Annotated in this window: 18 protein-coding genes; 15 read left to right on the top strand and 3 right to left on the bottom strand. The window is 45.0% G+C overall.

Going from position 1 to position 22376, the window contains the following annotated elements:
- The first annotated feature begins 103 nt into the window (after positions 1-103).
- The 6 genes from QME20_RS10625 (at position 104) to QME20_RS10600 (ending at position 3963) form a co-directional block, all read left to right on the top strand.
- Positions 104-541 carry a GNAT family N-acetyltransferase gene (locus QME20_RS10625; RefSeq protein ID WP_281715898.1) on the top strand — a complete coding sequence of 146 codons (438 nt, stop codon included), beginning with the start codon at positions 104-106 and terminating at the stop codon, positions 539-541.
- 45 nt (positions 542-586) lie between these two features.
- Entirely contained in the window at positions 587-931 is a 345-nt protein-coding gene (locus tag QME20_RS10620; RefSeq protein WP_039225261.1) for a lactoylglutathione lyase, read from the top strand.
- A 30-nt stretch (positions 932-961) separates the two neighbouring features.
- Positions 962-1381 (top strand): GNAT family N-acetyltransferase, encoded by a 420-nt coding sequence (locus tag QME20_RS10615; RefSeq protein ID WP_039225262.1) that lies wholly within the window; start codon positions 962-964, stop codon positions 1379-1381.
- A 411-nt stretch (positions 1382-1792) separates the two neighbouring features.
- Complete coding sequence (locus tag QME20_RS10610; RefSeq protein WP_281715897.1) at positions 1793-2458, top strand: FlgO family outer membrane protein; 666 nt, start codon at positions 1793-1795, stop codon at positions 2456-2458.
- Between the two features lie 4 nt (positions 2459-2462).
- Positions 2463-3227, top strand: coding sequence for a FlgO family outer membrane protein (locus QME20_RS10605; RefSeq protein ID WP_014949957.1), 765 nt, complete (start codon positions 2463-2465; stop codon positions 3225-3227).
- 10 nt (positions 3228-3237) lie between these two features.
- Entirely contained in the window at positions 3238-3963 is a 726-nt protein-coding gene (locus QME20_RS10600) for a FlgO family outer membrane protein (RefSeq protein ID WP_049587774.1), read from the top strand.
- A 124-nt stretch (positions 3964-4087) separates the two neighbouring features.
- On the opposite strand, the gene mnmC is transcribed toward QME20_RS10600, so the two are convergent.
- Together mnmC and QME20_RS10590 are read right to left on the bottom strand one after the other, a co-directional pair.
- A complete protein-coding gene (mnmC, locus tag QME20_RS10595) occupies positions 4088-6148 on the bottom strand; it encodes a bifunctional tRNA (5-methylaminomethyl-2-thiouridine)(34)-methyltransferase MnmD/FAD-dependent 5-carboxymethylaminomethyl-2-thiouridine(34) oxidoreductase MnmC (RefSeq protein WP_281715896.1) in 2061 nt (686 codons plus the stop codon).
- A gap of 3 nt (positions 6149-6151) precedes the next feature.
- Positions 6152-7426, bottom strand: coding sequence for a galactose oxidase (locus QME20_RS10590; RefSeq protein ID WP_281715895.1), 1275 nt, complete (start codon positions 7424-7426; stop codon positions 6152-6154).
- Positions 7427-7649: 223 nt separating this feature from the next.
- Here QME20_RS10590 and QME20_RS10585 point away from each other — a divergent pair, with 223 nt between their 5' ends.
- From QME20_RS10585 to QME20_RS10570, 4 genes are all read left to right on the top strand, one after another.
- Positions 7650-9212, top strand: coding sequence for an AMP-binding protein (locus tag QME20_RS10585; protein WP_281715894.1), 1563 nt, complete (start codon positions 7650-7652; stop codon positions 9210-9212).
- A gap of 296 nt (positions 9213-9508) precedes the next feature.
- Positions 9509-10723 (top strand): beta-ketoacyl-ACP synthase I, encoded by a 1215-nt coding sequence (gene fabB, locus QME20_RS10580; RefSeq protein WP_168462852.1) that lies wholly within the window; start codon positions 9509-9511, stop codon positions 10721-10723.
- Positions 10724-11076: 353 nt separating this feature from the next.
- Positions 11077-11307, top strand: a complete 231-nt coding sequence (locus QME20_RS10575; protein WP_014976888.1) for a type II toxin-antitoxin system ParD family antitoxin — start codon at positions 11077-11079, stop codon at positions 11305-11307.
- Complete coding sequence (locus QME20_RS10570) at positions 11304-11600, top strand: type II toxin-antitoxin system RelE/ParE family toxin (protein ID WP_049589147.1); 297 nt, start codon at positions 11304-11306, stop codon at positions 11598-11600. Before QME20_RS10575 ends, QME20_RS10570 begins: the two co-directional genes overlap by 4 nt.
- 41 nt (positions 11601-11641) lie before the next feature.
- Here QME20_RS10570 and QME20_RS10565 read toward each other — a convergent pair whose 3' ends face one another.
- Positions 11642-12331, bottom strand: coding sequence for a Crp/Fnr family transcriptional regulator (locus tag QME20_RS10565; RefSeq protein ID WP_014979674.1), 690 nt, complete (start codon positions 12329-12331; stop codon positions 11642-11644).
- 174 nt (positions 12332-12505) lie between these two features.
- Between QME20_RS10565 and QME20_RS10560 the strand changes: the two genes are divergently transcribed.
- The 5 genes from QME20_RS10560 (at position 12506) to truA (ending at position 22124) form a co-directional block, all read left to right on the top strand.
- Positions 12506-13261, top strand: coding sequence for a class II aldolase/adducin family protein (locus QME20_RS10560; protein ID WP_168462853.1), 756 nt, complete (start codon positions 12506-12508; stop codon positions 13259-13261).
- Between the two features lie 237 nt (positions 13262-13498).
- A complete protein-coding gene (locus QME20_RS10555) occupies positions 13499-14701 on the top strand; it encodes a 4-phosphoerythronate dehydrogenase (RefSeq protein WP_168462854.1) in 1203 nt (400 codons plus the stop codon).
- 29 nt (positions 14702-14730) lie between these two features.
- On the top strand, positions 14731-15747 hold the full coding sequence (locus QME20_RS10550; protein WP_014949948.1) for an aspartate-semialdehyde dehydrogenase: 1017 nt from the start codon (positions 14731-14733) through the stop codon (positions 15745-15747).
- 518 nt (positions 15748-16265) lie between these two features.
- Positions 16266-21128 (top strand): FimV/HubP family polar landmark protein, encoded by a 4863-nt coding sequence (locus QME20_RS10545; protein ID WP_281715893.1) that lies wholly within the window; start codon positions 16266-16268, stop codon positions 21126-21128.
- Between the two features lie 204 nt (positions 21129-21332).
- Positions 21333-22124 carry a tRNA pseudouridine(38-40) synthase TruA gene (truA, locus tag QME20_RS10540; protein ID WP_014949946.1) on the top strand — a complete coding sequence of 264 codons (792 nt, stop codon included), beginning with the start codon at positions 21333-21335 and terminating at the stop codon, positions 22122-22124.
- Positions 22125-22376: the final 252 nt, after the last annotated feature.

Raw genomic sequence — 22376 nt, 5'->3', positions numbered from 1 at the left:
AAATCAATATGAGGCGGACATGAAGAAATTGAAAAAAGTAGCTTAACTGGGTTGGTCAATTTTGGTTGACCACGTCAATAATTAACCGGAAAAAGAAGACAGGATGAAAATTTCACTGGAAGAAATAAACAAATCTAACTATGAGCAGGTTTGTGACTTGGATGTGGCGGATGATCAACAAGCGTTTGTAGCGTGCAATATGTGGTCGTTGGTTGAGTCTTTTTACAACGAGAACCATACCTGCAAAGCCATTTATTGCAACTACCAGCCCGTAGGGTTCTTGATGTGGGTTCAGGAAACGCCAACCAAAGTGTCCATTTGGCGCTTTATGATTGATGAGAGCCATCAGAATAATGGAATTGGCAGAGTTGCTTTATCTCAAGCTATCACGCTTATAAAGCAAACTTCTGAGCTCAAACAGATAGAGATATGCTATAACCCCAAGAATCCTGTCGCCAAAGCCTTCTATTCAAGCTTTGGTTTCGAAGAGGTGGGGTTAGATGAAGATGGCGAAGACATGCTTGCTGTTATTGCCATTTAGCCACGATTTAAATTTAAAGCAGCGAAATGCGAGGGATCTCAAGATATGGACGTCATAGATATTAAGACTTTTATTCCAAGCAAAAACTACGACATTTCTAAAGCATTTTATTCTGAGATTGGATTTAATGCAGAATACGTAAATGAAGACCTAACACTGTTTGAAAATGGTGATTGTCTCTTCTTTCTTCAGCGCTTTTATAACCCTGAATTGGCGAATAACTTTATGCTACAAATATGTGTAGCAGACATTCAGGACGCTTTTGATTTGTGCTCGCGCTCGTTACATAAAACGAAAATTTCATCAATTGAGCAACAACATTGGGGAAGTGTTTTCTATCTATGGGGCCCGTCGGGCGAACTACTTCACATTACCGAATTAGGTAGCTAGCTTTTGCGAAAACGAGGGGCGGAATGACGAATGATGCATACCAATTACACCGTTAAAGAAAGTCCTCCGTCAGCTGAAGACTTTACCAGTCTGAGAAAATTGATTGGATGGAGTAACCCGTGTTTATCGGTTGTTCAAAAAAGTATTGATGCCTCGTTGTTTTGGGCAACAATTTACCTCGACAACAACCTTGTAGGCTGTGGTCGGGTGATTGGCGATGGCGCAATGTATTTTTATATTCAAGACGTCATTATTCATCCAGAACATCAGAATAAAGGCTTGGGATCGAAAATAATGAACACGTTGATTGCACATTTGGAGTCTTGCTGCGCACCTGGCGCAACCATTGGCCTGTTGGCTGCGCATGGTAAGGAAAGTTTTTATCTTAAATTCGGTTTTGAACCTCGTGATGGTGAAAGTTTAGGTTTAGGCATGTGCAGGTTTATTTAGCTAATTGGTCATTAACGCGGCATGAGAGTCCCGGGAGTTCTCAAGTTTTTTAATCACTTGGCATTGTGATCATTGCCTATTTAATTATCGGCAGCTTTCTGTCCTAAGGCGGCAAGTCGCCTCCGCTTTTCATGCACGGCCTGACGATAAACATCAAGTTCTTTTAACACTGAGAAAGGTACATCTCCTGAAACTAGGCGCTTTACGTCACTTGGTTATCAGCAATTTTTTTTCAATGTAACCTCCAATGTAACGGTCAATGCTGCTTGTAGCCTCTCTTTGGTGTGAATTTTGCAAAAGCCTGTTTAAATACACTGAAAATGTCGGTTTGCGTAGTAGCTGATCACTGTTTTTTGATGAGTTTTTGCTTCTTTCCGATAGAAATTTGACGTTTTTCACTGGACACGTGTAATGAAAAGTATGACAAAACCTGTCTCTCACGCTTTGCCGACAGAAAATGGTCGCTTAGTCGCGAAAGCCTTGGCATATACCGCGCTTATCTTGGGCTTACTCTCTGCTTGCTCTTCATCTGATGAACCTAAGAGCCAATTTGCACAAACCGATGCCAGCGATGTATCGGCATTGGGGAATGTGGAATACCATACCTATATGTTGGCGAACGAACTTTTTGCTGATGTGGGTCCAGCACGTCAGTCTCGCTATGCGGTAGTCGGCTTTGTACCTGCGGATACTATGAAATACAGTGCTGGTCATCAACATCCGCTAATGTTGTTGGGCCATCAACTTGAACAGGGAATGATTACTGAGGCCACGAAAAGAGGCTTTTCTACTCAAGAATTTAAGCTTTCGAACGATATAATTGTTAGTAACGAAAGCGACAGAGTATTAACCCGCGATATCGACCAGCTTTCCAACATTGAGCGCGTCGATTTTTATATAACCGGCACTATGGTGTATCAAGAGTCTGGCGCGGTGGTTAACGCTCGAATTATCAACGCTAGAAATAAAAACATTGTCGCTGCAGCAACACGCTTTTTCCCTGCCGAACTGTTTTGGCGCGAAGAACAAGTAACCACCAGAAACGGCAAGTTATACAGAACTGAAGGTACGAGGTAACCCCATGAAAAGACGAAATCAATACGCGGCGCTTTCGCTTTGTGCTTCACTGCTAAGCGTCAGCGGGTGTTCTATGATGATGGGGGAAGAAGAGGTAGCCGAACAAGCGCCTCAGCGCCCGGCCATGAACGTGATTGATATTACTGCCGCCGACCGCGCTCCCTCAAAGCCAGTTGAAAATACGAGTGATACTCAGTCTCAGGGTATGGATGCGTACGGCGCTATCGGTCAACCTCCTTTGTATTCGAGCGTACAGGGCGCGTATAAAGGTCGACCTCTAACCAAGCATATTGGCGACTATGTGAAGAACATGGCGCAAGACTTAATTGCCAATATGGAATATGTGAATAACAAAACACCTATTGGTGTAACCCATTTCGCACTGCTAGATACTGACTTGCAGAAAACAGATTTGCTTGGTCGTCAGATGGCGGAATCTTTTGTTCACGAACTGCATAAATTCCGCGTGCCGGTTATCGACTTCAAAGCCACTGAATATATTCGCATTACTGACGATGGCGATTTTGTATTAAGCCGAGACTATCTGGAATTGAGCAGCAGCCTTCCTATTGAATACGTGTTAACGGGAACGATGACAAAGCACCAAGGTGGCGTGTTAGTTAACGCTCGTATTTTGGGCATGGAGTCGCGCGCAGTTGTGGCAACTGCGCAAATGTTAGTGCCGTTCTACGTAGTAGATGCACTTATTCCAAGTGACGGTAGCCAGCAAAACGGTATGCGCGATGGTGTTAAGCTAAGTCGCGGCTAGGAGTTTCAGTATGGTGTTTACAAAGAAGCTTGTGTCAAGCAGTTGGGCAGCCGTTGGCGTAATGCTGAGTGTATGTATGACAGGGTGCACTAGCACAGAGTCTATTGGCTCATTTTGGTTAGGTGAAGACGGTGAAATTACTCATCACGCCGAGCCAGTGCCTGTACCAAGCCGCTCAGGGCTGGAGTACACACCAGATTCTCGCGATAGACAATATCAACAGCACGTGGAAGTCGAACCCGGCTATAAAGACCCACTACATCATGGCTATTCACCTTCACAAACGCATAAGCGCTTAAATGATTACGCCTCGCAACTTGCGATGGAGTTAATGGACAATGCAACCCGTCTTACGCAGCAAGATATGGTGGGTGTGGCGAGCTTTGTGAGGCTTAATCAGTCGTTGAGCGACAGCACCGTGTTAGGCAATCAGCTTTCAGAGTATCTAATAGCCGAGCTACAAGACTTTGGGTTAGCGGTTGTCGACTTTAAGCTTGCAGGTGGCATTACCGTAACGCCAATTGGCGATTTCGTACTTACTCGAGATGGTACTGCACTCGCTAAACAGGTTGAAATGGACCATGTTGTAACAGGCACTATCATTGAAGATGACAGAGGCGTCCGCGTAAACGCCCGTATCGTGTCGCTGGAAAATAAACAAGTGGTGGCAAGCGCCAACGTATACATTCCTGCGTTTATCGTGATGGATTTAAATAAAATGGCTAGCGTAAACTAGCCATTTACTTCCATTGGGCTCTGTTTTTTCAAAGCGAATTTCTTTCATGTTCGCTTTCAAACCTCTAAACGTCTGGTCTTTTGTGTCCTGCACAGGAGAATTTTTACAAAGACCTCTCCGTTTATTAACCCTGACTTCTAATTGCTTCGCGAGTCATAAAGCGGCTTGTGTTCACTGCATTAAGCAAATCGTTGCTTAAAGGCAGCGGCTCCTTACATAGACTGCTCACCAAGACCTCTGCCATTAAAGGCGCTGTGGTTAACCCTCGTGACCCTAAGCAAGTAAGGGTGGAAACTACGCTGCTTGGCAACACTGGCGCGCTAGTCAACGGTTTGCCCACGCCTAGCATAGTGTAGTGTTCTTTTAATGAGTCAAAATTATGTAGTGCACCGACAACAGGCTGATGGTCGGGTGAACCTAAACGCGTAGCCGCTCTGGCTTTACCGTCATGTTGTAATGCTTGCACGATGTCGGTGTTTGCCAGCGCCTGTTCGTGGGTGGCGAGGTTCATTTCAGTTTCATCGCTTCTCACATCGGTACTTAAGTCGTTTTTAACGTAGGTTGAACCTAACGCATGCCGACCTTCGAATACAGGTGTCATATAGCCTTTGTGACACAACACAGTGTTAAGCTGTTCAATTGGCATTTGGGTGGGAATAGCTTCAACCTGGCCGCGAACGGGGCGAAGGGACAGGCTGTTAAAATCGCTAGCGTTTACCGCACCTGCACCAAGGGCAAGGATAAGATGATCGGCAGTAATAACTTCTTCATTCTCAGCGCTATCTAAGTTAAAACGAATCCGCACCTGTTGCTTTGTTGTCTCAACTGCCTCATGAGATACATAGATATGATTGGGTTTCAGCGTGAGTTTGCCACTTTGAAGTGCTTCTTCAATCATGGCAGTAACTAGCTGTGGAGGAGAAATCCATCCGCCCAAGCCAATGTATAAGCCAGAGTAGGGAAGAGCTAGGTTAGCGATATCGCTCACTTCTTTGCTGTCTACGGGCTTAATTAAAGTTTCAGGCCAAACGTCGGCAGCAGCCAATTTATTTTGGCGTTCTGCTACCTTGTCGTTAAAGCTTAGTTGAATAACGCCACAGAAATCGTGGGCAACGTCAGATAGGCCACAGGCTTTTGCATGTTCAATAGTGTGGTCGTAGGCTTTTCTAGCATACAAAAAACTGTGCGCCTGAATGCGGCTGGCAATACTTGCTTCGCTATGGAGCTGCGGATAAAAGCCGCCTTGCGGGTTGCCAGAAGCGCCGCTTGCAAGGGTGTCACCATCAAAATACAAAGTGGTGCTAATGCCGCGTTTTACTAAAGCCAAGCATGCCGTAGCTGCTGCAAGGCCGGAGCCTACTACTGCGACTTTGCTTGTTTTATCTAAACTGTCGTCAGCGTACCTGTAATAGGGGCCAGCAGGCAGACGAAGTTTATGCTGCACATTCTCATTGTCTTGGTTAAAAACGCCGGTCAGCATGTCGCGCTTACGGCCAAAACCGTTGCGTTTTTTAACGGTAAAACCCACACCAGCTAGCCCACGTTTTACGACACCTGCGGCGGTAAAGGTTCCAAAGGTTGTACCGGTTTTTGACAAGCGAGCCATTTGGCTAAACAGTGCATCGGTCCACATATCAGGGTTTTTGCTTGGTGCAAAACCATCTAAAAACCAGGCATCGATGAGGCCATTTGCAGGAGAATGCCATTGAGGCAAAAGCTCGTGCACATCACCAATCCACAAGTCGAGTGTGGTTGAATGGTTATCAAAATGAAGGCGATGACAACCTTCTAGGCCCATGGGGTAAAGTGAGGCGAGTGCTTGCGCTTCGTTTTTAAGGGCAGGAAAAGCTTCTAGCGCACGCTGCATATCCTGTTGAGGCAGTGGAAACTTTTCCGTGGTAATAAAATACAGGCGCTTTAACGGATGATCAGGGTTCGCTGCTCTAAATTCGTTAAAGGCACGCATGGCAACCAAAAAGTTCAGCCCAGTTCCAAAACCTGTTTCGGCGATGACAAAAGTAGGGGTGCGCCACTGTTGCCAGCGCTCAGCAAGGTCGTTGCCTGCAACAAAAACGTGTTGGGTTTCATCAATTCCGCTGTCGTTAGAAAAATAAACGTCGTCAAAATGGTCGGCGACAGGCGTACCGCTCTCATTAAAATGAACCTGTGCATGCTTAGATTTCACTGTTTATTTTTCTCCGTTTATGTCGTCGTTGTGTTGGCACTTTGAATTGGAGGCAGTTTTCACTACTTCAACAGCTTGCCCATCCGTTGCTTGTTTTGAAACGCCAGAGCTAACCTGGCTTTTAGAGGGACAGGACACTTCTGCAGGTGTTGAAAAGTGCGATGTTACTTTACTGGTTACGAGCTGCGCGCCAAGCATACCGCCAATAGTAACCCAAGAACCGTTAACGTTAATTAATCCGCGATGATCCATCGTAGGCGCTTCAGCTTCTGTTTTCGAGATAACCCAAGTGCCTTCGGAAATATCAAAGGTCCATATGGCGTCATCTGCAGTTGAAGGCTCGCCGTTATAGCCAATGCCATTATAATTGTACGGATTAGTCGAGCCGCCAACAAAATAGATTTTATTGGTGGCCTTATCGCCCGCTGCCGCCATGCGATAGCGCGCAGTACCCGTTGGATGGTCAAGTGTGCGCCAATCAATCTTAAAAGGGTTTTTCTTATCAATTACGCCTTTAAAGCAGGCAGTTTCTGCAGCAAAGCTACGGCGTTTATCACTGTGAGGTGTTACAGAAACGCCGTCACAAATTACCATAGTGTTATTAACGATGCCGCCAGCTTGCCCGAATACCGGATTGCCAAGAAAAGGGCTCGCCTGTTGCCATTGGCCGGTTTGCGTATCGTAAACCTGCACAAGGTTTACGTTGCCATCGTTGTGCCAGCCTGAAACTAAGTAAACGTAGCGGTCTTGGTAGACTAAAGCAGTTGCATCATCAACAGGCACAGGCATAGGCGTTAATAGCGTATATTTCCCAGTTACAGGCGCGTATTTATAAACATCTGGGGTACTAATTTCATTGTGATCTTCATCAACCGTGTAACCGCCAAAAATATAAATGCTGTCATTAACGCCCACTGCTACGGAGGCTAAACGGCCTTTAAGCGCAAGGCTGGATGAAACTGGGGTAAGGGCTTGCCATTGCAAAGGTTTATCTTTGTTGTTGATAACAAGTTGCCAAGCACGGTTGTGCACGTCTTTATGGGTCTTGCCTTTGCCCAGCCCCATAAAACTAAATACATATTGTGTGTCGTCGATGGTTACAGAAGCTACGGCATTGTTTGAAACTGGCTCTGGTAGCGCGGGGAGGACGATAGGCGCAGCTGTTACTGAGACAGTCGCTGCAGAAGCAATAATAAAGGCAGCCACCACAAAAGAAAGTCGGGGTACCGCACTTTGAAAAATGCGTAGAGCAATGGTTCTTGGCTTTTTTAATAACACAGCAATCTTCAGTTTTATCTAAATTTCGAACGTTTGGCCGCGTATTCTACCTGTCACCTTTTTGTTTTTCCGCAAAAGTTTGTACCTGCTTAAAACTCTTCTTTTCTTATTGCTTTTGCAAATAAAAATCTATCAGTAAAAACAATACGTTTATTTAATTGTTATTGTAAATAATTTGTTAAATTTAGCGCTAGGTCTATTCAAGATAGTTCAGGGAGAAGGTATGGCGGGCGTGTTTCACCAATGTGGTCAAAGCATTTGCAAACGCACTAGAGACGAAATGGATGATCGTGCACGTATCATAGCACGTGCACTGGCTGAGCAAGGTGTGTGCGATAACGATGTGGTAGCTATTTTTATGCGAAACCATGTCGATATATTTGAAATAGTTGAGGCATGCCGATATGTGGGTTCGCGCTATGTTCTGCTTAATTGGCACAGCCCTGTTGCCGAACTTTTGCCTATTTTAGACGACTGTGGCGCTAAAGTGCTATTCGCTCATCGCGACTTATTAAAGGGGGAGAATGACCGCCAAACGTTGTCACGCGTTCCCACCTTGTCAATGATATACACGATTAAAACGCCGGAAAGTATTTTAGAGCGCTATCATCTTACAGGTGATTCTGAATTGGCGAAAGAACCGAAAGCTGGGGCACAGTACCAGTGCCTTGATACGCTATTAGCTGCCCCAAACGCAACGCGCCACAATGAGCCGCCAAAACATTTTAAGGGCATGTTTCCCTACACATCTGGCAGTACCGGAAAACCTAAAGGTATTAAGCGAGATGAAGACCTAACGCGGCCAGACCCTTATTTAATATTTAAAGGGCTGTCTGAAGCGTTAATGCAGCTATCAATAGGTGATCGCTTTTTCGTCTCGGCACCGCTTTATCACAGTGCACCACATGCGCTTACGCTCTGCTGTTTAGCGGCGGGTAATATTGATGTATACATTGAGCCTCAATTCGATCCCGAACGCTTTTTACAAGACATAGAGCGGTTTAAGCTGACTCACGCCTATATTGTTCCCACTATGATGGTGAGGCTACTCAAACTGCCCGAGTCGATAAGAAGCAAATACGACACTTCAAGTTTGCGTTTTGCCTTATCAACCGGGTCAGCACTGCCAAGCGATGTGAAAGAAGCAATGATTAACTGGTTTGGTCCAATTTTCTATGAATCTTATGGTGCTAGTGAATTAGGCTTTATGACCCTAATTTCATCTCAAGAAGCATTAGATAAGCCAAATTCAGTGGGTAAGCCCATTCCTGGTGCCGCGATTAAAATACTGAGCGACGATAAAGAGGAGTGCGAAGTAGGTGGTGTTGGCGTTATATATGCGCACCTTTCCATGTTCGCGCCATTCAAATATACCAATACTACGGGCACGCAAAGCGACTTACATGTTGGTGAATTCACGACATTAGGTGATATGGGTTATGTGGATGAAGATGGCTACTTATATATTTGCGATAGGAAAAAAGACATGATCATCTCAGGTGGCGCCAATATATTTCCTGCTGAAATAGAAAGCGTCATCATAGAAATGCCTGAGGTTGCAGACTGCGCGGTATTCGGTGTGCCTGATGCTGAGTATGGCGAGAAAGTCGTGGTGGCTGTTCAATGCTCACCCGACAACGCGCTGTCGATTGATGCGCTACACGGGTATTTAGATGGCAAACTGGCACGGTTCAAGTGGCCTAAAATGTTGCAAATGCTCGATACTCTGCCCAGAGAAGATACGGGTAAAATATTTAAGAACAAACTTAGAGCCCAATTTACTTAATAAAAGAAACCGCTAAAGCTATTTTGAAGGTTTTATGAAGGTATAAATTAACGCTGGTCATGACCCTGTGCATTCATGCTACATTGGAAATATTCTGAACAAGAAAGCTTAGACAAAGACGGCAGAAACGAAAAAGAAGGGAAGTGGGAAACTACCTGTTTATATACATAAGCCCAGAATTGAAACAGCTACTGCAACGCTCAAGTTTAGCAAATTTGAGTATGGCAATTGGCAGAGCAGACCACTTTACCATTCAAAATCGTTACCATAAGCCGCAACAACGCAAAGGGTAAACTATGAGAAGAGCAGTTATCACCGGTCTTGGTATCGTATCAAGCATCGGCGTAAATAAAGAAGACGTACTTGCTTCACTTAAAGCGGGTAAGTCTGGAATTACATTTTCAGAACAGTTCGCCGAAATGGGCCTTCGCAGCCAAGTTTGGGGCAACATCGACATCGATTTGAAAGACCATATTGACCGTAAAGCTATGCGCTTTATGGGCGATGCGGCAGGCTACGCATACGTGGCGATGCAACAAGCCATTGCAGACTCTGGTTTAGAAGATAGCGACATTTCAAACGAGCGCACAGGTATTATTGCTGGCTCAGGTGGCGCGTCTTCTGAAAACCAAGTACTTTCTGCTGATATTCTTCGCGAAAAAGGCGTTAAGCGTGTTGGTCCATACATGGTCCCTCGCTGTATGGCATCTACGGTATCGGCTTGCTTAGCGACACCGTTTAAAATTCGTGGCGTGAACTATTCAATTGCCTCTGCGTGTGCAACTAGTGCCCACTGTATTGGTAATGCGCTAGAGCTTATTCAGCTTGGTAAGCAAGACGTAGTATTCGCCGGTGGCGGCGAAGAACTACATTGGTCACTATCAAGCCAATTCGACGCTATGGGCGCACTAAGCTCTAAATATAACGACAATCCTGCCGTTGCATCACGTACTTATGACGCAGCACGCGACGGCTTTGTAAGTTCTGGCGGCGGCGGTATGGTTGTTGTTGAAGAACTTGAGCACGCGCTTGCACGCGGCGCAAAAATCTACGGCGAAGTAGTAGGTTACGGCGCTACATCAGACGGTTTCGACATGGTTGCACCGTCGGGTGAAGGCGCAATTCGCTGTATGAAAATGGCAATGCAAAATATCGATGCGCCAATCGATTACTTGAATACCCACGGCACATCTACGCCTGTAGGTGACGTGAAGGAACTTGCGGCGATTCAAGAAGTGTTTGGCCAAGCGGGCGTACCTATTAGTGCAACTAAGTCACTGACAGGTCACGCACTAGGTGCTGCGGGTGTAAACGAAGCTATCTATAGCTTGTTGATGATGGAGAATAACTTTATTGCGCCATCAATTAATATCGACACGCTAGACGACGCGGCACAAGGGCTAGATATTGTTACCCAAGCACGTGAAGCAACGTTAAACACAATTATGTCTAACAGTTTTGGTTTCGGCGGCACTAACGCAACGCTTGTTATGCAGCGTTATAACGGTTAATTAAAACCGCTTGAACCAGTAAGCTTTTTTAACTTCAGTTAAGAAGTTTCAAAGAAGACAAAAGGGCGTAAACCTGAGCACCGTGGGTGCTTGTGTTTACGCCCTTTTTTTATTGGTATTTTTTAAATAAAACCTGTGTTTTCAGAAGCGGCCGCTTAAGCGATTGTAATTGTGTGTTTTGTCCGTGAAGCAGAATGTCAAATTTTTATTAAGCGCAGTGTTTCGAGTGACGCTAAATTTGTCGTTTAACTAAGTGCTCTGAGCTATCGGTTAAACCAACTTTCATTACTCAATCGGCAATCTTTGTCAATGTTTGCCATAATTTGCAAATGGTGGACATTCGGAAATAGACAATGGCAACTTTAAATGTGTCGCTTCCTGACGAAATGCGTACGTGGATTGATGAACAAGTAAAAACTGGCAAATTTGCTAATGCTAGTGATTATATTCGCGATTTAGTGCGTCGCAATCAGAGTGAGCGAGAGGCAATTAGCTTAGCTCTCATAGAAGGTGAATTGAGTGGGAAAAGTGATAAGAATGTTTTAGATATTATTCAAGTTAAGAAAACTCGAGCCTCAGAATGAATAAATATACCCTCTCCAATAAAGCAGAGGAAGTTATCTCCGGGATTTACGATTATTCAGCCAATATTCATGGCGTAACTCAAGCTGAAGCCTATCTTGTTGCCCTACACGAAGCTCTAGTCATTCTGGCGGAAAAACCTAGTATCGGTACTTCAGCAGAGGATATCAGAAAGAATTACTTTCAACTGCCAGTTCATAGGCACATGGTCTTCTATAAAAAAGTCGATGACGGCATTTTCGTTATTAGGGTACTTCATCAACAGATGAAATACTCTATACATCTATGCGATTGAAATACGGAGGAAAGACCCAGTAATGTGGCTGAAGCGTCAAGTCAAATAAACTGATAACGACTAAACAAGGTATCTGGCTCGGGAATAGTGATTTTCCCGTAATGCCGTTTTACCAAACCTTCTTGTTGAAGTTCACCTAATAACTGGTTCACCGTTTGCCTACTGCTATTTATCATTTGCGCTAAAGACTCTTGCGAAAGGGTAAGTGTAATCGCGTTATGTTTGGGCAAATGCTGACCGTAACTGGTGGTAAGCATTAAAAGCCGTTTTACCAGCTGGTGCTTAAGGCTAAGCCCCGCGCTTGAGTCAATAAACTGAAACGCACTGCGCACGCGCGTGCATAAAAGGCGAGTAAAATGCGGGTAGAGTTCAGGGAACTGTTCAAGCAGTGCTTTAAACGCGTTCTTTTGAATAATCGCTACCGTGCAATTTGTCTCGCAGAAGTTGTCGTGAGTACGGGGGAGGTCGTCAAACATCGATATCTCACCAAACCAGGTGCCGGGGCCCAGAAGCGCAAATAGCATTTCGCGACCATCCACGCCCACTGTAACAACTCTTAAACGGCCCTCGCATACGCCATAAAAACCGACACCGTCTTCACCTTTGGCATGCAGTTGCTGCCCAGCTTTTAGGTGTTTTAGACGCATCTTGTCGAACATGGCTTCCTGCAAATAGGGTGGGAGCGCGCCAAACCAAGTAGAGCTAGCGAGAACAGGTTTAAATTTTTCCATTTAACAAATTTCTTACAATGTCGTATATGCGACAGTGTATAGCAATTACAGCGCGTAATGTAGGTGGTAAGAGAAAGTTAGTGGAAGTTTAATTGAAACGTTCAAGGTATCGAGCCTTCCACCTAGGGCTCCCGCCTCAAATGAAATTAATTTGTACGTTAAAAGAGTAAATCTATGACAGATTCAGTAAAGTCGAAAGTTAGCAGTGAAGAATGGCAAACCCGTGTTGACCTTGCCGCATGTTATCGCGCAGTTGCTATGTATGGTTGGGACGACCTTATTTTCACCCATATTTCTGCCCGTGTTCCTGGGCCTGATCATCATTTCTTGATCAATCCTTACGGTTTAATGTTTGATGAAGTTACTGCATCAAGCTTGGTTAAAGTTGATCTTCACGGTAACAAGGTAATGGAAAGTGAGTACGACATTAACCCAGCAGGTTTTACTATTCATAGCGCTGTTCATGAGGCTAGATACGATGCAAAATGTGTCCTGCATTTGCACACAGCAGAAGGTGTGGCGGTATCCATTTTAGAAGAAGGGTTGCAGCCATACTCGCAACAGTCGCTTTTTCCGCTGGCGTCGCTTTCCTATCATGCCTACGAAGGCGTGGCGCTAAACCCAGAAGAAAAAGTGCGATTGGTTCGCGACCTTGGCGATACCCAATTTATGATTTTGCGCAATCACGGGCTTTTAACCTGTGCAGACAATATTCCCGATGCATTCTTGTTTATGTTTATTATGCAGCGCGCCTGTGAAATTCAGTTAAAAGCGCAGGCCACAGGCAAACCGCTTATTCCAATTCATTCGGCAATTCTAGATGGCATTCGTACACAAGCCGATCAAGTCACCCGGCAGGCTGGTGGTTCGTTAGCATGGCCGGGTATTAAACGACGCGTTGAACGCCGTTTCCCTGGTTACGACAAGTAACTATTTAAAGTTAACGTTATCCAATACCACGTTCGCAACGGATGAAGTGGACAAAAAACGTGAGCTAAAGCGGTTTGCTTCAAGCGTTCCCGTGTTAAAGGATTGTATGAACTTCGGCCGTCTCTTTAATGTTGCGGCCAAACGTGCATCAAAATGACGTAAATTAAACGAATCACCGATAAGATAAATCAAGGGCGCTTGGTTACTAAAAGCCTAAGTTAAGGTACACTTAGCGCCATGAAAATACTTCTTGAAGATACCATTCCGTTTGGCACCGATTACCTTAATAGCGTAGGTGAGATTGAAACCTATGCGTGGCAATCTCTTGTGCCTGAAATGCTGCGCGATGTAGATATTCTTGCGCTACGTTCTACCACCAAGGTTACCCCTGAACTGCTGACCAGCGCTAGCAAGCTCAAGTTTGTTACTACGGCAACGGCGGGGACCAATCATCTAGATAAAACGCATTTAGATAGCGTGGGTATTATGCATAGCAGTGCAGCAGGCTGTAATGCCGTAGCGGTTGCCGAGTACGTGTTGAGTGTTTTGCTGCACGCGCAAAAAGCCCAAAAGATCGATTTATATAATGCGACAGTGGGAATAGTAGGTGCTGGTAATGTGGGAACTGCATTATCAAGAATTTTAATGGCAATTGGCGTTAAACACTGTCTGTATGACCCACCGCTACAGCAAGCGCTAGCAAAATCTGGTAAGAAGGAGCATAACGGTCAGTCATTTGTAGACTTAGCGCAAATAGCAAAGTGCGATGTTATCTCGCTTCACGTGCCTTTTATTAAAGGCGGCGAATATCCTACATATCAGATGATAGACGAAGCGTTTCTGGAAGGATTAACGTCAAACCAGCTGCTTATAAATGCATGCCGGGGTGAGGTTATTGATGAAGTGGCACTACTTAGTGTACTTCGAGGTGAAAAACCGCCAACGGTGGTACTCGACGTATTCGACAATGAGCCTGCCATAAATACAGCATTATTTGACTATGTTTGGTTCGTTACACCACATATCGCGGGGCACTCTGTAGAAGGCAAAGTGCGCGGTACGCAAATGATTTACGAGCAAATTTGTGACGTAGTGGGCAAAGCCCCAGACAAAGTGCTTAGCGACTTTTTAGAGAAAACCAATCCGATCAAAGTTGCGTTAAATTCGCCTGAGGCGGTGCGGTTGTCGGTTGAGGATCTCATTGCCGTATTCCACAATGTGTATGATGTAGCTATTGACGATGAGATAACGCGAAACGCGTTTGCGTCAGGCCATAATGAAACGCCAGAGACACACATAGCAAATACGTTCTCTACATTGCGCAAGCAATACAGAGTGCGTCGCGAGTGCAGCGCCTATGCGTTACACTTGCCAAAAAACACCAGTAAGCAAATCCAAGACACATTCACCAAACTGGGCTTTCACGTAAGTCTGGTTTAGTTATTTTAATATTAGGAGCATAAAGCATTATGTCGCAAGCGTTTGACGTAGCGGTACTTGGCGCCACAGGTCTAGTGGGCCAAACCATGATTGAACTATTAGAAGAGCGAGACTTTCCGGTAAACCGTTTGTATCCGCTTGCCAGTAAACGTTCAGCAGGTAGTACCGTGTCGTTTAAAGGCGAAGACATTGAAGTATTAGATGCTGATGATTTCGACTGGTCATTAGTGCAATTTGGCTTTTTCTCAGCTGGAGGCAGCATTTCTGCAAAATTTGCTCCGATAGCGGCAGAGGAAGGCTGTATTGTTATCGATAATACTTCAGAGTTTCGTTACGAGCCAGATATCCCACTTGTGGTGCCAGAAGTTAACGCCCATGCACTGGCAGAATTTCGCAATAGAAACATTATTGCGAACCCAAATTGCTCAACCATTCAAATGTTGGTTGCACTTAAACCTATTCAAGACGCTGTTGGTATTGACCGTATTAACGTGTGCACATACCAGTCAGTTTCTGGTGCAGGTAAAGAAGCCATGGAAGAACTGGCTAAACAAACCGCAGGTTTGCTAAACGCACGTGAAGTAAAGCCAGAGTCGTTTAGTCGCCAAATTGCCTTTAATGTCATACCTCAAATCGACGTATTCCAAGACAACGACTACACCAAAGAAGAAATGAAAATGCTGTGGGAAACCCAAAAAATCATGGGCGATCAAAGTATTTTGGTAAACGCGACGGCTGTGCGCGTGCCGGTTTTCTACGGACATGCTGAGGCCATTCACCTTGAAACGCGTTCGCCAATAGATGCGCAGCATGTTAAAGAGCTTTTAGCCGATGCGCCAGGCGTAACAGTTTACGACGGCAATGAGCAATTCCCAACGCAAGTAAGCAGTGCTAGCGGCAACGACATTGTGCATGTAGGGCGTATCAGGAATGATATTACTCACCCTTGTGGTTTAAATTTGTGGGTGGTGTCAGACAACATTCGCAAAGGTGCAGCGACAAACAGCATTCAAATTGCTGAGACACTTATTCGCGACTACTTATAAGTATTCTACAGAGACACAGCCTCTGATTAATCGGATAAGCACAGGAAAAGGTAAACATTTTTCTGTGCTTGCCGATACGCAATGAAAGGGTAATGCCTGCTGCAATTGAAAAAAGCATTTAATGCAATGAAGCGGCGGTATGCAATGAAATAGAAAGACTGTGCTTGATACTACTTTCGACGGCTTTTAGTGAAAATTTGAGCATTAGAGTGATCCAATACTACTGTCTAACTAGATCACCCTTAATAACTGGTTTATAGTTTGTAGAGTTAGGAATAGAACAACGTTAAAAACAATACTCAGTCAGACACTTAGGCGAAGGGTAAGAACTCTAAAAAGCGCAAATAAATCTTACTGCTAAGTTCATAAAGACTGTAAAACGCTAGCTTGATTATTAATGGTTTCAAGGTGGCTTAAGAATAAAAATAAAAGCCAATATTTTCTTCCGTACTGATTGGCTAGAAAATCCGCCCATACGTCTCGGGTGGTAAATACGCTTGAGGGCATATAGGACTGCTATGAAATTGCATTTGACGGGCTTACTTTTACTAACACTTTGTTTGTCTGGCCCTATCATCACTGTTGATGCACAAGAACGCGCTACCTTCTTAAAAGGTCCCAAAGACGCAACTGATCAGTATTCAGGCCTAGAATATGGCCCTATCGACGCCAACGATACCCTATGGCGTATTGCTGAGCGTTATCGCCAAAATAATAACCTGAGCGTATATCAGGTTATGACCGCCATTTACGAGCTCAATCCAAACGCCTTTGAAAACGGCAATTTAAATTTATTAGTTGATGGTGCGGTATTAAAGCTACCATCAGAACGCTATATCGCCAGAATTGATAAGCAAAAAGCCCAGATGCGCGCTGAGCAGGATGATAGGGCATTTGCTGAAATGCTTAATAAGCCCGGCAGTAGCGTAAGAAATATCAAGCCTGCATCGCCTTTAGTCAATCAACAAGACTTAACGCAAACCCAAACTGATATTGAGCAGAAAATCACTCGCTTGGATCAGGAGCAAACCCGACAATTCGACGAACTGCGTATGCAGTTTGCAGCCTCATTGGAAAATGTTGAAGCAATTCTTAACGAAAACAGACGCTTGTACGAGCGTGTTGAGGCCGTTAATGGCGAACTTGAAACCTTGCGTGGGCAAGTCGAAGGAGATGTTAAGAGCCAACTAGATATGCAAGTGGCGCTTCAGCAAGAATTGCTCGACATGATCAAGGCCGAGCAAGCGCAGCGCGAAGCAGAAAAGCAGTCTTCTTTTTTAAGCGCGCTTAGCGGCCCACTCAGTCTAATCATAGGCTCTGCAATTCTGTCACTATTGTTAGTAGGTGGCCTTATCCTGTGGCTGCTAAAACGTAATAGTAAGCCTGACGAAGCGCCTGCGGCTGGACCTACGATTACAGCCGATAACGATGAAGTGCCGGTACCTGATTCTGACATTGGCGATCTTTCAAGTGCACTGGCCCCTGACTTTGATGATAAAGCAGAGTTGTCAGATGATGACTTGTTCAATGACGACGACCTACTTGATGACGTACTTACCTCAGATTTAGAAGAAAGCCTAGATGACGAACTAGAAACCTTCGCCGACCTTGAAGACGACATGTTGGTGCCAGACGATGGCAGTGATGACTTGTTTGAAGCTGGCGATGATGAGCTTGATCAAAGTGAACTAGATAGTCTGTTTGATGACGATGACCTGTCAGATAAAGTATTAAACGAAAACGACACTGACGACCTTGAAGGCTTCGACCTGTCAGGGGATGACGACATCTTTGATGAAGATGCTGCCGATGAAAGCGAGCCAGAGACGGAAGTTGCTGACGAGGCTGCATCGACAGATGCCGATGATTTTGACATTGATGACTTGCTTGATGATGTACAAAGCCAAGACGCGGCAGAACTTGAGAGTGATGAGCTAGATGAGTCGGGCGACATAGACCCTGACGACATACTGGCTGAGGTCAACGGAACCGCAGAATCTGACAATGTTGATGAAGACGATATCGACGCTTTGCTTGCCAGCTCGGTTGATGATTTATCTGACGCTGACGAAGAAACAGAAAGTGTTTCTTCTTTGCCAACCGTAGAAGATGAGGACGATAAGCCTGAAATCAGTATTGACGATTTGCTAGAAGAGCACGGCGTTGATGCAGGTCTTACTGATGAGCTAGACAGCAATGACGACCTTATCAATGAGGATATGCTAAGCAAGCTCGACGACGAGATTAATCAGCAAAATAAAGAAATTGATAAAATCACCGACGATTTGTTAAATGAAATTGAGCAAATCGAAATGATGGGTGGCTTGGGTGAAGAAGGTGACGAAGACGAGGATGATCTCGAGGAAGAAATAACAACGTCTTCGCCGTCGCCGCAGTCTATTCAGAGTCTTGATGCCATTACCGACGATTTAGACGAAATAGTCACCGACGAAATCGAAACTAACGCGGACTTCAGTGACCCTCTTTCCGATGAGCTTATTGCTGAACTACAGGCGGAAGATGAGCTTGCTGAAGAGCCTTCAGCGGATCAAATGCCTTCAGCGGATCAAATGCCCTCAGTTGATGAAGAGCTTAATGAAAGCGCTTCTAGCGAGTTACCTACTCAATCCGATGAGGAAGGTGATTTTGACGATCCGTTTACTGATGAACTACTTGCAGAGCTTGAAGCAGAGTTAGATGGCGAGCCTGAAGTTAGTCCAGAAGCTCACGATGAAGACGTAGGCCTTGAAACGCCTGAAGGCGATGAAGAAGATGCAAGCGAAGATGATTTTAGCGACCCGCTAACTGATGAGTTACTTGCTGAACTAGAAGCTGAAGAATCTAAAAGCAGTGAAGATGTAGATTTGCTGACAGACGAGCTACTTTCTGAGCTTGAGTCTGAAATAGAACCAGATGATGAAACAGATGCAGAGTTCGAACCTGAAGTCGAGTTTGAGTCAGAACCAGAAGCTGAGCTAGAAGCTGACATTGAAGATGAAGTAGAGCTTGAGACGGAAGCCGAAGGTGAACCGCAGTCAGAACTAGAATCAGAGCTTGGCACTGAAGTAGAAGCAGAGCAAGACGCTGAGATTGAGCCTGAACTAGAAGCGGAACTTGAGTCTGAGCCGGAGCCGGAATCAGAGCTAGAATTTGAAGCTGATTCTGAATCTGAATTCGAACAGGATTTCGATTCTGAAACAGAACTAGACCAAGAAGCAGAAGAAAAAGCTGAGCCTGAAGCCGCCTCGGAAGATGCAGTAGAGTTAGAGACGGAAGCCGAGGGGAAAACGGAGTCAGAACTAGATTCAGAGCCGGAGTTTGGCACTGAGGTAGAAGCAGAACAAGACGCTGATATTGAGCCTGAACTAGAAACAGAACTTGAGTCTGAACCAGCGACGGAGTCAGAGCTTGAATTTGAAGCTGAGCCTGAGCTTGAATCTGAATTAGAACAGGATATCGATTCTGAAACAGAACAAGACCAAGAACCAGAAGAAAACGTTGAACCTGAAACTGAAACTGAAGCTGAACCTGAAACTGACTTGGAAGATGAAGTAGAGCTAGAGGCGGAAGCCGAAGGTGAACCAGAGTCAGAACTAGATTCAGAGCCAGAGTTTGGCACTGAAATAGGAGCAGAACAAGACGCTGAGATTGAGCCTGAACTAGAAACGGAACTTGAATCTGAGCCGGAGCCGGAATCAGAGCTAGAATTTGAAGCTGAATCTGAATTAGAACAGGATATCGATTCTGAAACAGAACAAGACCAAGAACCAGAAGAAAAAGTTGAACCTGAAACTGAAGTTGAACCTGAAACTGAACCTGAAACCGACTTGGAAGATGAAGTAGAGCTAGAGGCGGAAGCCGAAGGTGAACCAGAGTTTGGCACTGAAGTAGATGCAGAACAAGACACTGAGATTGAGCCTGAATTAGAGGCGGAACTTGAATCTGAGCCAGAGCCAGAATCAGAGCTAGAATTCGAAGCTGAGCCTGAAACCGACTCGGAAGATGAAGTAGAGCTAGAAACGGAAGCCGAGGCAGAACTACAGCCAGAAACAGGCGTAGAGCCAGAGCTCGACGCTGTCGATGAAGACGTTGAAGAAAAGGCAGGGCAAACGTCAGACGATCCACTAGATGACGCTATTGAAGCGTTTGAAAGACAGATGATGGATGATATTCCTTCGTTCAGTCAGATGGATACGGAAAAGCCATCAGCGCCAGCGGAAGATGCTTCAGCAGAAGACAGTGATGAATACGACGACAGCCTGTTAAACGCTGCGTATGACGAAGTAGAAAGCTTTGAATTAGAGCAAGAAATTGACGGTGTAGTAGACGGTGAAGATGAAGGTGACGAAATATCATCAGAATCTACTGCTGCTGAAGAATCGAGCTCGCCTGAAGAAACTGATTTAAACCAAAGCGATTCAGATAAGAACAGCGAAGAAGACTTTAACGAACTTGACGATGTTCCAGGCCTTGACGACTGGTTGTCTGCTTCCGGTGACGATGATCATGTAGACGACAACGAGATTCTTGACGATCTTGACAGTGCGGAATTCGATGAGCTTCTTCAAAGTCTTGAGTCAGACGCTATTGTTGATACAAGTGATGTCGACACCAGTGAAATTGAAAGTGATGACGACGGTCAGGATCCAGAAGCATCTTCAGCAGAGAGTGAAGATACTTTCGAACTTGAGCAGGAAGATGATGAAGCCACATTCGAGTTAGAAGGGAGTGGCGACAACCTTGGATTCGACGAAAGCGATGATACGTTTGAACTAGACGAAGAAGATGAAACCTTTGAGCTAGACGAAGATGGTGCTTTTGAGTCTGAGCAAGAAGACGACGAAGATACTTTCGCCCTTGAAGAAGATGATTCGGAACTTGCATTAGACGACCTTGAAATTCCAGATGATGTGGAATTGGATATTGCCACGCCAACTGAAATTGAAGAGGACGAACAAGAGGCTCAATCCGTTGAGACTGAAAAGGCTCAAGAGGATGATCTTAAACTCGATAACCCTGATTTAGATCTTGCCGCCTTACTTAGTGATGTCGATGGTGAAAGTGACGCGCAAACGCCACCAGAAGACTTCCTTGATGTAGAGGCTTTAATGGACGATGGCGATGATGCAGACGCTATTGACCCGGATAGCCAAGCACTAGATCTTGATGTAAGTTTATCTGACTTCACAGGTGTATCTGATGAAGATACGGTGATTGATATAGATAAAGACGCAGGGCAGAACGCTAACCTGGACTTAGCTCGCGCTTATATTGAAATGGACGATGTGGACGCTGCAAAAGAGTTGCTTGAAGAAGTAATGAAAGAGGGTAGCGAAGAGCAAAAACAGGAAGCTGCAGCGATTATAGCGAATATCGCCTAGATAATCTGTGCGGACGCACACAATAGATTGTTCGCCAGACATAATGAACGGCCTGTGTATTTACAAGATACGCAGGCCGTTTTTGTTTTAGGTGATGTACATTTATTTTCTATGACCTAAAAGAGTTTTGCGTATTAGCGGCATTGCATGTTGCAAGCGACATGACTACACTTAGCGCCTTTTCAGAAACGAGGTCATACAGATATGGGGCGAATTGCCTTAGGGATTGAATACGACGGTGCTGCTGTATACGGATGGCAACGCCAGCGTGAAGTACCAAGTGTTCAAGAACATCTTGAAAAGGCACTATCGACAGTAGCCAACGAACCCATTGAAGTGCAGTGCGCTGGACGTACCGATGCTGGTGTACACGCTACTGGGCAAGTGGTTCACTTTAACTGTGATGCACCACGCTCAGAGCGCGCTTGGACACTCGGCGTAAATGCGAATCTGCCTAACTCTGTTGCTGTTACCTGGGCAAAGAACGTCAGCGATGACTTCCATGCACGTTTTTCTGCTACCCATCGCCGCTATCGTTACGTTATTCATAATGCGAAAATGCGTCCTGCTATTCTCCATTCAGGGGTTACCCATATCCACCGCGAATTAGACGAGAAAAAAATGCATGTTGCCGCACAAGCCTTGCTAGGCGAACAAGATTTTACCTCTTTTCGCGCAGCGTTGTGCCAAAGTAAAACACCATTTCGCAACGTTACTGACGTAAGCGTATATCGCCAAGGGCGATACGTTATTATCGATATTCGCGCCAATGCATTCTTGCATCATATGGTTCGCAATATCACGGGCGCGCTTGTTGAGATTGGGGCAGGGGAGCAAGATGTAAATTGGATAGCTCACTTGTTAAGCCTGAAAGACAGAAGCAAATCTGCAGCCACGGCGAAGCCAAATGGGTTGTACTTGGTTGACGTCACATACCCTGACGAGCATGGTTTACCTAAGCCGCCTTTAGGACCACTATTCCTTCCAGAAGCCTAATCTATCTACCTTCGCCTTTAAATTTTTCAATCTGAGTTAGCTGCACATCGGCAAGCAGTTAACTCAGGTTGTATTGAAGCGTGTATCTTCAAATCATCCCTTGCCAACTTCTAAGACCAGTTTTGTTTTTTCCATTTCGTTGTATTGTGGTCTAATAGCGCGCTATATTAGGTAGCTGTTCTATTGTGTTACGTATTTTTTCTTTGTAATACAGTATGAAACTTAAAAAATTAATGTGTTGTTGACCACAAG

Source organism: Alteromonas sp. CyTr2 (assembly GCF_947311905.1).
Taxonomy (GTDB): Bacteria; Pseudomonadota; Gammaproteobacteria; order Enterobacterales; family Alteromonadaceae; genus Alteromonas; species Alteromonas macleodii.
This window is presented reverse-complemented; position numbering and strand designations above follow the sequence as displayed.

Excerpts from the sequence above, each read along its gene's own strand:
- QME20_RS10585 (WP_281715894.1), top strand. The coding sequence starts at position 7,650 with ATGGCGGGCGTGTTTCACCAATGTGGTCAAAGCATTTGCAAACGCACT.
- fabB (WP_168462852.1), top strand. The coding sequence starts at position 9,509 with ATGAGAAGAGCAGTTATCACCGGTCTTGGTATCGTATCAAGCATCGGC.
- QME20_RS10545 (WP_281715893.1), top strand. The coding sequence starts at position 16,266 with ATGAAATTGCATTTGACGGGCTTACTTTTACTAACACTTTGTTTGTCT.
- QME20_RS10600 (WP_049587774.1), top strand. The coding sequence starts at position 3,238 with ATGGTGTTTACAAAGAAGCTTGTGTCAAGCAGTTGGGCAGCCGTTGGC.
- QME20_RS10570 (WP_049589147.1), top strand. The coding sequence starts at position 11,304 with ATGAATAAATATACCCTCTCCAATAAAGCAGAGGAAGTTATCTCCGGG.
- QME20_RS10560 (WP_168462853.1), top strand. The coding sequence starts at position 12,506 with ATGACAGATTCAGTAAAGTCGAAAGTTAGCAGTGAAGAATGGCAAACC.
- QME20_RS10625 (WP_281715898.1), top strand. The coding sequence starts at position 104 with ATGAAAATTTCACTGGAAGAAATAAACAAATCTAACTATGAGCAGGTT.
- QME20_RS10550 (WP_014949948.1), top strand. The coding sequence starts at position 14,731 with ATGTCGCAAGCGTTTGACGTAGCGGTACTTGGCGCCACAGGTCTAGTG.
- QME20_RS10565 (WP_014979674.1), bottom strand. The coding sequence starts at position 12,331 with ATGGAAAAATTTAAACCTGTTCTCGCTAGCTCTACTTGGTTTGGCGCG.
- QME20_RS10605 (WP_014949957.1), top strand. The coding sequence starts at position 2,463 with ATGAAAAGACGAAATCAATACGCGGCGCTTTCGCTTTGTGCTTCACTG.
- QME20_RS10620 (WP_039225261.1), top strand. The coding sequence starts at position 587 with ATGGACGTCATAGATATTAAGACTTTTATTCCAAGCAAAAACTACGAC.
- truA (WP_014949946.1), top strand. The coding sequence starts at position 21,333 with ATGGGGCGAATTGCCTTAGGGATTGAATACGACGGTGCTGCTGTATAC.
- QME20_RS10575 (WP_014976888.1), top strand. The coding sequence starts at position 11,077 with ATGGCAACTTTAAATGTGTCGCTTCCTGACGAAATGCGTACGTGGATT.
- QME20_RS10610 (WP_281715897.1), top strand. The coding sequence starts at position 1,793 with ATGAAAAGTATGACAAAACCTGTCTCTCACGCTTTGCCGACAGAAAAT.
- QME20_RS10615 (WP_039225262.1), top strand. The coding sequence starts at position 962 with ATGATGCATACCAATTACACCGTTAAAGAAAGTCCTCCGTCAGCTGAA.
- QME20_RS10555 (WP_168462854.1), top strand. The coding sequence starts at position 13,499 with ATGAAAATACTTCTTGAAGATACCATTCCGTTTGGCACCGATTACCTT.